The organism is Actinokineospora xionganensis (assembly GCF_014323725.1).
GTDB classification, from domain to species: Bacteria; Actinomycetota; Actinomycetes; order Mycobacteriales; family Pseudonocardiaceae; genus Actinokineospora; species Actinokineospora xionganensis.
This window is the reverse complement of the sequence record NZ_JABVED010000004.1, coordinates 96,598-110,582: the sequence shown is the minus strand read 5'-3', so window position 1 is coordinate 110,582 and position 13,985 is coordinate 96,598. Positions and strand designations below refer to the sequence as shown.

7 protein-coding genes are annotated in these 13,985 nt (G+C 72.4%); 6 read left to right on the top strand and 1 reads right to left on the bottom strand.

Annotated features, from left to right (window positions below; all coding sequences use genetic code 11):
• Positions 1-8: 8 nt before the first annotated feature.
• The 6 genes from GPZ80_RS09325 to GPZ80_RS09300 are packed head-to-tail and all read left to right on the top strand — an operon-like array spanning position 9 to position 13,310.
• The gene (locus GPZ80_RS09325; RefSeq protein ID WP_187219891.1) at positions 9-9,149 is read left to right on the top strand and encodes a type I polyketide synthase; all 9,141 of its coding nucleotides are present in this window, start codon (positions 9-11) and stop codon (positions 9,147-9,149) included.
• Positions 9,150-9,174: 25 nt separating this feature from the next.
• A complete protein-coding gene (locus GPZ80_RS09320; protein ID WP_187219890.1) occupies positions 9,175-10,038 on the top strand; it encodes a 3-hydroxyacyl-CoA dehydrogenase family protein in 864 nt (287 codons plus the stop codon).
• 29 nt (positions 10,039-10,067) lie between these two features.
• Positions 10,068-10,322, top strand: a complete 255-nt coding sequence (locus GPZ80_RS09315; protein ID WP_187219889.1) for an acyl carrier protein — start codon at positions 10,068-10,070, stop codon at positions 10,320-10,322.
• 2 nt (positions 10,323-10,324) lie between these two features.
• A complete protein-coding gene (locus GPZ80_RS09310; protein ID WP_312880221.1) occupies positions 10,325-11,476 on the top strand; it encodes an acyl-CoA dehydrogenase family protein in 1,152 nt (383 codons plus the stop codon).
• Entirely contained in the window at positions 11,473-12,546 is a 1,074-nt protein-coding gene (locus tag GPZ80_RS09305; protein WP_187219888.1) for an HAD-IIIC family phosphatase, read from the top strand. The genes GPZ80_RS09310 and GPZ80_RS09305 overlap by 4 nt, the downstream gene beginning before the upstream one ends.
• Complete coding sequence (locus GPZ80_RS09300; RefSeq protein WP_187219887.1) at positions 12,543-13,310, top strand: thioesterase II family protein; 768 nt, start codon at positions 12,543-12,545, stop codon at positions 13,308-13,310. The genes GPZ80_RS09305 and GPZ80_RS09300 overlap by 4 nt, the downstream gene beginning before the upstream one ends.
• Positions 13,311-13,425: 115 nt before the next feature.
• Here GPZ80_RS09300 and GPZ80_RS09295 read toward each other — a convergent pair whose 3' ends face one another.
• Entirely contained in the window at positions 13,426-13,911 is a 486-nt protein-coding gene (locus GPZ80_RS09295; protein ID WP_187219886.1) for a hypothetical protein, read from the bottom strand.
• Between the last annotated feature and the right edge of the window lie 74 nt (positions 13,912-13,985).

Here is a 13,985-nt window from a genome sequence, read left to right as displayed (position 1 = left end):
GGACCGACGTGAGTGAGCACCACGACAGTGCCGAGAGTGCCGGTGCGGACCACGGCACCGACATCGCGATCGTCGGCATGTCCGGCCGGTTCCCGGGAGCCGCCGACGTCGGCGAACTGTGGGCGGGCATCCGCGCGGGCCGCTCGGGCATCACCCGGTTCACCGACGACGAACTTCGGGCGGGCGGTGTCCCCGAGGAGCTGATCGCCGACCCGGGCTACGTCAAGGCGGGCGCGGTGATCGACGGCATCGAGCTGTTCGACGCCGGCTTCTTCGGCTTCGGCCCCAAGGAAGCGCAGATCCTCGACCCGCAGCACCGGCTGTTCCTGGAGCACAGCTGGCAGGCGCTGGAGGACGCGGGCTGCGACCCGACCAGGTTCGACGGCTCCATCGGCGTCTTCGGTGGCAGCGCGTGGAGTTCGTACCTGCAGAACAACCTCTCGCCCAGCGGTGTCGGCGCGGTGATGGGCGACCTCGCCGTGGGCCTGGCCAACGACAAGGACTCGCTCACCACCCGGGTCGCGCACACCCTCGGCCTGACCGGGCCCAACTACGGCGTGCAGAGCTACTGCTCGACCTCGCTGGTCGCGGTGTGCGCCGCGGCGAGCAGCCTGGCCGGGTTCGAGTGCGACCTCGCCCTCGCCGGCGGCGTCGCGGTCTCCGTGCCGCACCGCGTGGGCTACCTCTACCAGCAGGGCGGGATCGCGCCGCCGGACGCGGAGTGCCGGGCCTTCGACGCCGCCGGGTTGGGCAGCCCGCTCGGCAGCGGCGTCGCCGTGGTCGCGCTGCGCAGGCTCGAGGACGCACTCGCCGCGGGCGACCGCGTCTACGCGGTGATCAGGGGCTGGGCGGTCAACAACGACGGCGGCCGCAAGGTCGGCTTCACCGCGCCCGGCGTGCACGGGCAGGCCGCGGTGATCGCCGAGGCGCTCTCCAGCGCGGACCTGACCCCGGCCGACATCGACTACATCGAGGCGCACGGCACCGGCACCGCCCTGGGCGACGCGGCCGAACTCGCCGCGCTGCAACAGGTCTTCCACGACGAGTCGTGCCTCATCGGGTCGATCAAGACCAATGTCGGGCACCTCGACCGGGCGGCGGGCGCCACCGGCCTGATCAAGACCGCGCTCGCGCTGCGCAACGGGGAGATCCCGCCGACGCGCAACCTCACCGACCCCAACCACCAGCTCCGCACCGGAGCCGCCGCGCTGGAGGTCGTCACCGAGCTCACCCCGTGGCCCAAGCGGGACGGCCGGACCCGGCGGGCGGGGGTCAGCGCCTTCGGCATCGGCGGCACCAACGCCCACGTCGTCCTCGAAGAGGCGCCCGCGGTGGCCCGGCCCGAGCCCGCCGCCCGGGCGGAGCTGCTGGTGTGGTCGGCGCGGAGCGCCGCGGCGGCCGACGCCTTCGGCGCCCGGCTCGCCGAGCACCTCGCCGGGAGCGGCGACCGGCTCGCCGACATCGCCCACACGCTGCAGACCGGACGCCAGGTCTTCGAACACCGGCGCATGGTCGTCGCCGCCACCGCGGACGACGCGGTGGACGCCCTGGGCGACCCCGGGCCGCAGGCGCGGACCGACAGCGGCGCCGACCGCGCCGTGGCGTTGCTCATCGCGGGCACCGGCGAGCAGTACACCGGTATGGCCGCGGACCTCTACCGGACCGAGCCGGTGTTCCGCGAGGTGCTCGACGAGTGCCGCGCCGCGCTCACCGTCAGCCTCGGGTTCGACCCGCTCGACGACATGCTCCGCGAGCGGGAGGTCGCCGCGCCGGGATCCGGGCTGAGCTGGCTGCTCGGCCGCGAGTCCGAGCCCCGCGCCGAGGCGGGCGCGGCCACCGAAGTGGTGCAGCCGGCCACGTTCGCGGTCGAGTACGCGCTGGCCCGGCTGCTGCGGTCCTGGGGTGTGCGGCCGAGCGTCATGGCGGGCTACAGCCTCGGCGAGTACGTCGCGGCCTGCCTGTCCGGGGTCCTGACGCTGGACTCGGCGTTGGCGTTGGTCGCGCACCGGGCGAAGCTGATCAGCTCCCTGCCCGCGGGAGCCATGGCCGCCGTGCCGCTGTCGGAGGATCAGGTGCGGCTGCGGATCGAGCGCTGGGACGCCCGCGTCGACGTGGCCGCGGTCAACGGCCCCGAGCTGACCGTGGTGGCGGGCGAGCCCGAAGCGGTCCGCCGATTCCGCGCGGCGCTCGAAGCCGAGGCCGTGCCCTGCCGCCCGCTCGCCACCAGCCACGCCTTCCACTCCCGGATGATGGAACCGATCAAGGCGGAGCTCACCGCGTGGGTGGCCGAGCACATCACCGCCGGCGAGCCGCTGGTCCCCTACCTCTCCAACGTCACAGGCGGCCTGGTCACCGCCGAACAGGTGCGCGACCCCGGGTACTGGGCCGAGCACATGTGCTCCGCCGTCCGGTTCGACACCATGCTGGAAACCGTGCTGGCCCAAGGGGAATCGGCACTGCTGGAACTGGGACCGGGGCAGTCGCTGGGCGCGATGGCGCGCGGTAGGCGCGACTGCCCGCCCGCGCGCTGGTCCCTGGTGGTGCCCACGCTGCCCGCCGCCGGCGACCCGGCCGAGTCCGGCACGGTGCTGGCCGAGGCGGTCGGCAGGCTGTGGCTGGCGGGCGTGCCCATCGACTGGGCCGGCTACCAGGCGGGCCGGCCGGTCGGCAAGGTCGGGCTGCCCGGCTACCAGTTCCAGCGCGAGCGCTTCTGGGTCGACGCCCCGGCGGTCGGATCCACCGCTTCGGGGGTTGCCCGGCAGGCCGCGCCGCCGGTCGACCACGTCACCCTGCTGAGTCCTCAGTGGACAGCCGAGCCCGTGACCGGCGCGGCCCTGACCGGCCGGTACGTGCTGCTCGCCGACCGCGCGGGCATCGCCGAGGCGCTCGCCGAGGTCCTGCGGGCCGAGGGCGCCGACGTGGTCGTCGGCGAGCACGAGACGAACGCCGAACCGAGCGTCCTGGTCGACTTGCGGGCCATCGGTGTCCACGGCGACGAGTCGGCCGCGGTGCTGCCGATCGCGTCCCTGCTCGACGCCTGGGGCAGCGACGGCAACGACACCACGGAGGTCGTCCTCGTCACCCGAGGCGGGCAGGCGGTCGCGGGCGAGCGCCCCGAACCCGCCCAGGCCGCGGTCGCGGCGCTGCCCGCCGTGGCCAACATGGAGTACCTGAACCTGCAGTGCCGGGCCGTCGACCTGGACCCGGACGGTGACCTCGAGGCGGCGGTCCGCGCGCTGGCAGGCGAACTGCGGCACCGCTCGCAGGACGTCCTCGCCGCGTACCGCGCCGGCCGCAGGCACGTCCGCTCCTTCGTCCCCGTCGAGCCGGGCAAGTCGGGCGCCGCGCTCTCGATCCGCCCCGGCGGCACCTACCTGATCACCGGCGGTCTCGGCGACGTCGGGCTGCTGGTGGCCGAGCACCTGGTCCTGGCGGGCGCCGGGCGGCTGGTGCTGACCAGCCGCGCCGGCGTCGGCAACGGCCGCCGGGCCGCTGTCGAGCGTTTGCGCGCGCTCGGAGCGGAGGTCCGCACGCCCAAGGTGGACGTGACCGACGCGGCTGCCATGCGCGCGCTGTTCGACGAGATCGGCACGCCGCACGGGGTGGTCCACGCCGCCGCGCAGACCGGCCCGGAGACGTTCCGGCCGCTGCGCGACCTCGACCAGGACGCCGTCGACCGGCACTTCGGCGCCAAGGTGGTCGGCGCCCGGGTGCTCGCCGAGGCGCTGGCCGACCTGCCCGAGGCGCCGGAATTCTGCCTCGTGTTCGCCTCCACCTCGGCGATCCTGGGCGGGCTGGCGTTCGGCAGCTACGCCGCGGCCAACGCGGCGCTCACCGCCGTGGCCCACCGGCCGGACTCGCCGACCACGTGGATCGCGGCCGAGTGGGACACCTGGGCCTGCACCCTGGCCAAGATCGAAGGCGGCTTCGGCGCGGTCATGCACGCCCACTCCATGACGACCGCCGAGGGGCTCGCCGCCTTCGACGGGCTGCTCGCCGCCGGGCGACCCGAGATCGTGGTCGCCGCGGGCGGACTGGACGACCGGCTCCCGCGGGTCACCACCGTCCTCGGCGAACCGGTCGCGGCGGGGGAGCGGTTCCCGCGCCCCGACCTGCCCCAGCCCTACAGCCCGCCGCTGTCGGCGACCGAGCGGATGCTGGCCGAGCTGTGGTCGGAGGTGCTCGGCGTCGAGCCGGTCGGGACCCGGGACAACTTCTTCGACCTGAGCGGCAACTCGCTGCTGGCCCTGCAGATGCTGGCCCTGGTCAAGAAGCGCTCCGGGCTCACCGTGCCGTCGGTGGCCCTGTTCGAGGCGCCGACGGTGCAGGCCCTCGCCGTCATGCTGGACCAGCAGGGTGGGACGGTCGCCGCGCCCGCGGTCGTGGCCCGAGCCCCGCGCGCGACCACCGCCGAGCCCGATGTGGACGACCCGATCGCGGTGGTCGGCATGGCGGGCCGGTTCCCCGGCGCGGCCGACGTGGCCACGTTCTGGCGCAACCTGTGCGACGGCGTGGAGTCCATCAGCTTCTTCACCCCGGAGGAGCTGCTCGACTCCGGGGTCGACCCGAAGCTGATCGGCGACCCCGCCTACGTCCCGGCCCGACCGGTGCTCGACGACGTGGCCGGGTTCGACGCGTCCTTCTTCGGCATCAGCCCGCGGATGGCGGCCCTGACCGACCCGCAGCAGCGGCTGTTCCTGGAGGTCTGCTGGGAGGCGCTGGAGCAGGCGGGCTACGCCGCGCCGGAGAACCGCGACCGGGTCGGCGTGTTCGGCGGCACCAACCTGAGCACCTACCTGCTGCGGATGCCCGAGCAGATGTTCGCCGAGGGCGAGGTCAGCACCTACGAGATCATCATGGGCAACGAGAAGGACGCCCTGACCACCACCGTGTCCTACCTGTTCGACCTGCACGGCCCGAGCGTGGCCGTGCAGACCTTCTGCTCCACGTCCCTGGTCGCCACCCACATGGCGATGCAGAGCCTGCGCGGGGGCGACTGCGAACTCGCCATCGCGGGCGGGGTGTCCATCCGGGTGCCGGACAAGGTCGGCCACGAGTTCGCGCCGGGCGGCATGGAGTCCCCGGACGGGCACGTGCGGACCTTCGACGCCCAGGCCCGCGGCAGCATGTTCGGCGACGGAGCCGCCGTCGTCGTGCTCAAGCGGCTCTCGCACGCCCTGCGCGACGGCGACCACATCTGGTCGGTGATCCGCGGCTCGGCGATGAACAACGACGGGGCGCTCAAGGTCGGCTACACCGCGCCCAGCGTGGTCGGTCAGGCCAGGGTCATCGCCGACGCCATGGCCAACGCCGGGGTGACGGGCGAGGACGTCAGCTACATCGAGGCGCACGGCACCGCCACCGAACTCGGCGACCCCATCGAGGTCGCCGCGCTCACCCGCGCGTTCGGGCCCACCGAGACCACCCAGTACTGCCCGATCGGCTCGGTCAAGACCAACATCGGGCACCTGGACCGCGCCGCCGGGGTCACCGGGCTGATCAAGACGTCGCTGGCCCTGCGTGACGGCGTGATCCCGCCGAGCCTGCACTACACCAGCCCCAACCCCGACATCGACTTCGAGAACAGCCCGTTCTACGTCAACACCGCGCTCACCCCGTGGCGGCCGCGCGGCGGGCGCAAGCCGATCGCGGGCATCAACTCGCTCGGCATGGGCGGCACCAACGTGCACGTGGTGGTCGAGCAGGCCCCGGTCCGCGAGGTCTCGCGGGCCGAGTCCGACACGGCCCGGCGCTATCAGGTGGTGACGGTGTCCGCGCGCAACACCGCGGCCATCGACCAGTCCTGCGAGCGGCTCGCCGCGCACCTGGCGGCGGCGCCGCAGACCCGGCTGCTCGACGTCGCCTACACCCTCCAAGTCGGCCGCAAGACCTTCGAGCACCGGCGCGCGCTGGTCGCGGGCAGCACCGACGAGGCGGTCGCCGCGCTGTCCGGCGGCGCGCTGCTCGGCCGGGTGGACGCGGTGCGCGGCAGGCGGGTCGCGTTCCTGTTCGCCGGCGTCGGCGAGCAGTACCCGGGCCTGGTGCGTGAGTTGTACCGCCGCGAACCCGTGTTCCGCGCCGAGTTGGACGAGTGCGCCGCGCTGCTGCGCGACTCGCTCGACGTGGACTTGGTGGATCTGGTGGCGGGGGAGCGGGCGGCCGGGGCCGATCTGGGCGCCCTGCTCGGCCGCTCCGCCGCTCCAGACGACCCGCGCGCGGACGCGCTGGAGCGCACCGAGGTCGTCCAGCCCGCGCTGTTCGCCGTCGAGTACGCCCTGGCCCGCACCATGATGGCCTGGGGGCTGCGCCCGGAGATCATGTTCGGCTACAGCCTCGGCGAGTACGTCGCGGCCTGTCTCGCGGGCGTGCTCTCCCTGCCGGACGCGCTGGCCCTGGTCGCCCACCGGGCCAAGCTGATCGGCACGGCCGACCCCGGCGCGATGGTCGCGGTGTCGCTCACGGTGGCCGAACTGCGCGAGCGGTACGGCATCGACGAGCGGGGCCTCGACGTGGCCGCGGTCAACGGACCCCAGGTCGTCGTGCTGGCCGGTCCCGTCGAGTCGACGGACGCGTTGCTCGCCGACCTGCGCCGCGACGAGGTCGCGTGCCGGGCGCTGCGGACCACGCACGCCTTCCACAGCAGGATGCTCGCGCCGATCGGCGCCGAGCTCACCGAGTGGGTGCGGGCCAACATCACGCTGAACCCGCCGAACCTGCCGTATATCTCCAATGCCACCGGTGAGCGGGCCGACGCCGCGCTGGTGTGCGATCCGGCGTACTGGGCCCGGCACATGTGCGCCACGGTGGAGTTCGCCGCCGCGGCCGAGGCGCTGCTGGCCGACCCGGAACTGGCCGTGGTCGAGATCGGCCCCGGTCAGTCGCTCGGCGCGCTCCTGCGGTCCGCGGGCTGCCCGCCGCCGCGCTGGCCCCAGATCCTCAGCGCGCTGCCCGCCGCCGGCGACAGCCGCCCGGACGACGCGGTCCTCACCGACTGCCTGGCCCGGCTGTGGCTGCTCGGCGTGGACGTCGACTGGGCGGCTTACCACGGTCGCGGGTCCGAACGGGCCGACGACGCCGCGCTGCCCGGCCGGGTGCCGCTGCCGACCTACCCGTTCCAGCGGCAGCGCTACTGGATCGACGCCGCGCCAAGGATTCCCGGACAGCGCCAGGCACTCGCCCTGCCGGACGCGGCGAACCTGTTCGACGCCATCGCCACCCTGCCGAAGCTTCCCGAGGAGCAGTGGCAGCACCTGCCGGTGTGGCGTCAGACCGCCGCGCCCGCGCCCGCCGAGCGGCCGGAGTCGTGGCTGGTCTACACCCGCGACGGGCGGGCCGACGAGATCGCGTCCCGGCTCGGCCCGGTGAGCCTGGTCCGACCGGGCGAGGCGTACGCGGTCACCGACGACGGGTACACGGTCCGGCCGGGCGACGTCGACGACACCCGCGCCATGCTCCGCCACCTGCGCGCGGCCGGTCGCCCCCTGCGGCGGGTGACCCACCTGTGGACCCTCGACCCCGCCGCCGCCGAGCAGACCGTCTCCCACGGGCTGCACACCCTGGTCGCGCTGGCCCGGGCGGCGGGCGAACTGGGGGCGGACGCGTGGTCGCTGGACATCGCGGTCGCGGGCACGCAACAGGTGTTGGGGGAGGACGTCACCAACCCGTACGGCGCCACCCTCACCGGGCCGTGCCTGGTGATCCCGCTGGAGTACCCGAAGGTCACCGCCCGCCTGATCGACCTCGACGACGGCGCGTCCCCCGCGTCGGTCGCGAACGAACTGCGCACGCCCCTGACCGACCGAATCGTGGCGCTGCGGCATGGGAGGCGGTGGGTTCCGGGCTACGAGGCCATGTCCACCACCCTGCCCACGCCCACGCTTTCCCCGACCGCGGAACAGAACGCGGACACCGCGGTGCTCCGGGCCCGCGGCGTCTACCTGATCACCGGCGGGCTCGGCGGCATCGCGCTGGGCCTGGCCGACCACCTGGCCCGCGAGTGCCGGGCGAGACTGGTGCTGCTGGGCCGAAGCGGCCTCCCGCCGCGCGCCGACTGGCCCGGTGTCCTCGCCGGAACAGTCGCCGTCGACGAAGCCACCGCCGCCCGGGTCGCCAAGGTGTCGCGGCTGATCGCCGACGGCGCGGAGGTCGAGATCGTCGTCGGCGACGTGGCCGTGACCGCCGACGTCCGGCGCGCGGTCGACGTCGCCGTCGAGCGGTTCGGCGGCCTGCACGGGGTGATCCACGCCGCGGGCGTGCCGTCCATGGGGCTGATGCAGTTCAAGCGCCACGAGGAGCTCGACCAGGTGCTGGCGCCCAAGATCGCCGGCACCCTCGCGGTGGCCGAAGCGCTGCGGATCGGCGAGCCCGACGAGATCGATCTGGACTTCCTCGTCCTGTTCTCCTCCATCACCTCCGCCACCGGCGGCGGCCCGGGGCAGGTGGACTACTGCGCCGCCAACGCCTTCCTCGACGCGTGGGCCCACCAGGCCGCCGCGACCGGTCGGCGGGTGCTCTCGGTCGGCTGGGGCGAGTGGACGTGGAACGCCTGGGAGGACGGCCTCGCCGGGTACGACGAGAAGCTGCAGAAGTTCTTCCGGGAGAACCGGGCGCGCTTCGGCATCGGTTTCGACGACGGCTGGCGCTCGCTGCTGCGCGCCGTGAACAGCGGCGAGACCAGGGTCGTGGTGTCCACACAGGACTTCGAGACCGTGGTCACGGGCAGCGCCCGGTTCACCCTGGAAGCGGTCACCGCCCCCGCGGGCGGCGGCGGGGAACGACACCCGCGCCCGGAACTGGTGACCTTCTACCAGGAGCCGTCCGGACACACCGAGGAGACCATCGCCGAGACCTGGTGCGAGTCGCTGCGGCTGCGGCGGGTCGGGGTCGGCGACAACTTCTTCGAACTGGGCGGGAACTCACTGCTCGGCGTCACCATCGTGACCGCTCTGCGCACGGAGTTCGGGCTCGCCGAACTGCCGCCGCACATCCTCTACGAGGCGCCCACCGTGGCCGCGCTGGCCAAGGTGATCGACGCCGCCGCCGCGGGCGCGACGTCGGCGGCGAACCCGGACGACGGCGACAGCCATGTCCGCGCGCAGCTGCGCCGATCCGGCCTCGAAGCATCCGCCGCCCGGCGGCGTGCCCGTTAGCAACAACCAGAGAAATGGAGAGGTCATGACCGTGATCGGAGTTGTCGGCGCGGGGGTGATGGGCGTCGGAGTGGCCCAGAACCTCGCGCAGACCGGGCACGAGGTGATCCTGGTCGACACCAGCGAGGCCATCCTCACCGAGGCGCTGGCGACCATCAGGCACAACTGCAGGCTCAGCGGGCTCATGGGCGGCCCGGTGCTCGACGCCGACGAGGTGCTGTCGCGGATCAGCACCGGCATCGGCGCGGACTCGGTGGCCAAGGCGGACGTGGTCATCGAGAACGTCACCGAGAACTGGGACGTCAAGCGGGAGGTCTACGAGGCGCTCGACGCCGCCTGCGGCGCGGAGACGGTGTTCATCGTCAACACCTCGGCCATCCCCATCACCAAGGTGGCCGCGGTGACCGGCAGGCCCGGCCAGGTGGTCGGCGTGCACTTCATGAACCCGGTGCCCGCCAAGGCCACCGTCGAGCTGATCCCCGGTTTCCACACCACGCCGGAGACCGTCGAGCGCACCAAGGCGCTGCTGACCGCGATGGGCAAGAAGGCCGTCGACGTCAAGGACGCCTGCGGGTTCATCTCCAACCGGGTGCTCATGCTCACCGTCAACGAGGCCGCCTTCCTGGTCCACGAGGGCGTCGCCACCGCCGAGTCGGTCGACGAGGTGTTCCGCGGCTGCTTCGGCCATCCCATGGGCCCTTTGGAGACCGCCGACCTGATCGGGGTCGACACCATCCTCTACAGCGTGGAGGTGCTCTACGAGCACTACGCCGACAGCAAGTACCGCCCGTGCCCGCTGCTGCGCGAGATGACCGCCGCCGGGCTGCACGGCCGAAAGACCGGCCGGGGCTTCTACGACTACCGCGGCTCCAACCGCGTCACCCACTGAATTACACCGTCTACAAAGGAGAGAACAGCATGTCCGACACCGCCCAGGCGCAGATCCTCACCTTCATCCGCGGCCGCTACCCGCAGGTGGAGATCGACGCCGCGCAGGACATCTTCCAGCTCGGCTTCGTGAACTCGTTGTTCGCCATGGAGCTGGTCATGTTCGTGGAGAAGACCTTCGGCGTCACCATCCCCAACGACGAGCTGCAGCTCGACCACTTCCGCACCGCGGACTCGATGGCCGCGCTGGTCGGCAGGCTCTCGCCGGCCCCGGCGGGGGTGTGACGGTGGCCGCCCCGGTGCTGCTCGCACCGCCGGGTGACCAAGTGCGCGACCGCGCCGCGGCGCGGGCCTTCGTGGACACGCACATCACCCCGCACGCCAACGGTTTCGAACGCGCGGGCGCCGTGCCGGAGGACCTGCTCGACCGCATCGGCGCGGCCGGTCTGTGGGCGCCGTTCCTGCCCGTCGAGGACGGCGGCGCGGGGATCGACATGGTCACTCTCGGCGAGCTGCACGAGGAGGTGGGGCGGGGCTGCTCGTCGGTGCGCAGCCTGCTCACCGTGCACACCATGGTCTCCTGGACCGTGCGCCGCTGGGGCACCGCGGCGCAGCGCGAGCGGTGGGCCGGGGTCCTCGCCCGGGGCGAGGCGCTCGGCGCGTTCTGCCTCTCGGAGCCCGAGGCGGGCAGCGACGCGGCGGGCATCAGCACCCGCGCCGTGCCCGCCGGCGGCGGCTGGGTGCTCGACGGCGTCAAGAAGTGGATCACCGGCGGGCAGCGGGCCGACGTGTTCCTGGTCTTCGCCAAGACCGACGCGAGCATCGGCGCGTTCCTCGTGCCGCGCGACACCCCCGGGGTCGAGGTGCGCCCGATCCCGGAGATCCTCGGCACCAGGGCGTCCATGCTCGCCGAGGTGTCCTTCCGGGGCGTTCGGCTCGACGGCGACGCGCTGGTGGGCCCGAGCGGGTTCACCGCGGGGATGGTGCTGACCGGCACGCTGGACCTCGGTCGCTACAGCGTGGCCTGCGGGTCGGTGGGCATCATCCAGGCGTGCCTGGACGCCTGCGCGGACTACACCTCGCGCAGGCGGGTGGGCGGCGAGCTGCTGCGGACCATGCCGCTGATCCAGGCGAAGGTGTCCGACATGGTCACCGACGTGCGGGCGGCCCGCATGCTGTGCGCGGAGGCGGGCAGGCTCAAGGACGCCGGTGAGGCGTCGACCCTGATGGCGACCTGGGTGGCGAAGTACTTCGCCTCCACCGCCGCCGCCCGGCACGCGTCCGAGGCGGTCCAGATCCACGGCGCGAACGGGTGCGGCGACGACTACCCGGTCGCGCGGCTTTACCGCGACGCCAAGGTGATGGAGATCATCGAGGGCAGCAACGAGGTCCAGCGGATGACCATCGCTGGCGAGGCATACCGGGAGATGACGCGGTGACCACCGTCGAAGAACGTCAGGCGCCCGCGCCGGAGAAGCCGGTGCGCGGCCGGATCAAGTGCGTGGTGTGGGATCTCGACAACACGCTGTGGGACGGGGTGTTACTTGAGGACGGCGAGGTCGCCGTGCGGCCCGCCGTCCTCGACCACATCCGCAGGCTCGACGGCATGGGGGTGTTGCACTCCGTCGCCAGCAAGAACGACCACGACGCGGCCATGGCGAAGCTGCGGGAGCTGGGCATCGCCGAGTACTTCCTGTTCCCGCAGGCGAACTGGAACGCCAAGTCCGAGTCGATCCGGCGGATCGCCGGCGCGCTCAACCTCGGCCTCGACGCGTTCGCCTTCATCGACGACCAGGAGTTCGAGCGGGCCGAGGTCGGCCACGGCGTGCCGGAGGTGACCTGTGTGGACGTGGCCGACCTCGACGAGGCGTTGGCCCGCCCCGAGTTCATCCCCCGGTTCGTCACCGACGAGTCGGCCAAGCGGCGCGAGATGTACGCAGGCCAGATCGCCCGCGACGACCTGGAACGCGAGTTCGTCGGCACCAACGACGAGTTCCTGTCGAGCCTGGGGCTCTCGTTCGTCATCGAGCCCGCGCGCCAGGAGGATCTGCAGCGGGCCGAGGAGCTGACGGTGCGCACCAACCAGCTCAACTCGACCGGCCGCACCTACTCCTACGAGGACCTCGACGAACTGCGGACCTCGCCGGACCACCTGCTGCTGGTCGCGTCGCTCACCGACAAGTTCGGCGGCTACGGCAAGATCGGGCTGGCGCTGGTGGAGAAGGGCGAGCGGGTCTGGCACCTGCGCATGCTGCTCATGTCGTGCCGGGTGATGTCGCGCGGCGTCGGAATGGTGCTGCTCAACCACATCATGGGGTTGGCCAAGGCGGCCGAGGTCACGGTCCGCGCGGACTTCGTGGAGACCGGGCGCAACCGGATGATGCAGATCACCTACGCCTTCGCCGGGTTCCGCGAGGTCGGCAGGCACGGCGACGAGGTGGTCTTGGAAAACGACCTGTCCACCCTGCAGCCGCCGCCCGCCTACGTCACTGTCGAGGTGCTGGGATGACCGCGGTCGACGTCACGGCCCGGTGGCTGCCGCTGCGGGCCCTGACCCGGCCGGGGCTGCCGCTGTTCTGCCTGCCCCACGCGGGCGCGGGCGGCTCGGCGTACCGCACCTGGCTGGACCGGATGCCCGGGGTGGCCGTGCACCCGGTCCAGCCGCCGGGGCGGGAGTCCAGGCTGCGGGAGCCCGCGTTCGAGCGGATGGGCCCGCTGGTGGAGGAGTTGGCGTCGGTGGTGCTGGAGACCGTCGACGGCCCGTACGCGGTGTACGGGCACAGCCACGGCGCGCTCGTCGGCTTCGAACTGCTGCGGGAGATCCGCAGGCGTGGGGGACCGGCGCCCGTGCGGCTCATCGTCTCCGGCAGCGCCGCTCCGCAGTGCGGTGTCGACGACGGCCCGCCGGTGACCGGGATGACCCGCCCCGAACTGATCGCGATGCTGCGCAGGCTCGGCGGGACACCGGAGTGGCTGCTGGCCGACGCCGGCGCGGTGGACATGATCCTGCCCGCCATCGTCGGCGACTTCACCGTCCGCGAGGCGTACGAGTACGTGCCGGAACCGGTGACGGACGTCCCGATCACGATCCTCGCCTCGACCGACGACCCCCGGGCAAGCCTGGCCCGCCAGCAACGTTGGCAAGAGCTGACCTCCGCGTCGACCGACCTGCACACGCTCGTCGGCGGGCACTTCGCGGTGTTCGAGCAGGCGGTGTCCACGCACCGGATCGTCTCGGCGGCACTGCGGCCGTGGGTGGCCGGCCCGCGGTGAACGCCGCCCGACCGGGCGAAGCGAGAACAGGCTCCTGGCGGGTGCGGGAAATCGCATCCACCAGGAGCCTGTCGTTCGCGTTTGTCCTACACCGGGGACACGGTATCGGGGCAGGTCAGTCCCGCTCGTACCGGGAAATCGACTCGTAGGACCCGAACTCGGGAATCGGCTCCCAGTGGGAAGTCACATCGACTGAATCGTAGTCCGTTACAGCAATTGTTTCCACACGCAAGTCGTCTATTTCGTGGCGAACAATCCCCTCGGATGTGTAGGCGCAACTTTCCACGACCAGTGGAGCCAGCCCCCTGGCGCCCTGCTCATCTCCATAGGTGTAGGAAATTATATCCTGGAGGAACAGTTTGTCGCCTTTTCTCATGAACACATACGCCAGTTCGTCGCGACCGCGTCCGTCTACGAACCGTGTGGCCGAGTAACCGGTCTCCAGTCTGACTTCAATGAGAATGCGCGTCCCGTCCGGCCGCGCGTCGACGGCGGTGTAGAGATCGCCCGACTCGTGTCGACGGCGTGCCTCGCTCTCGCCAAACGGGCTCAGCGGCTTGTTCAGCACACGGTTCCAGTGTTCGCAGTACGTCCACGTCACCTCGGGTCCTCCTCGGGAGGCAATTCATAGATACGCCGCTGACCTTCTCCCCGAGCAGCCTGCTGAACGCTGTG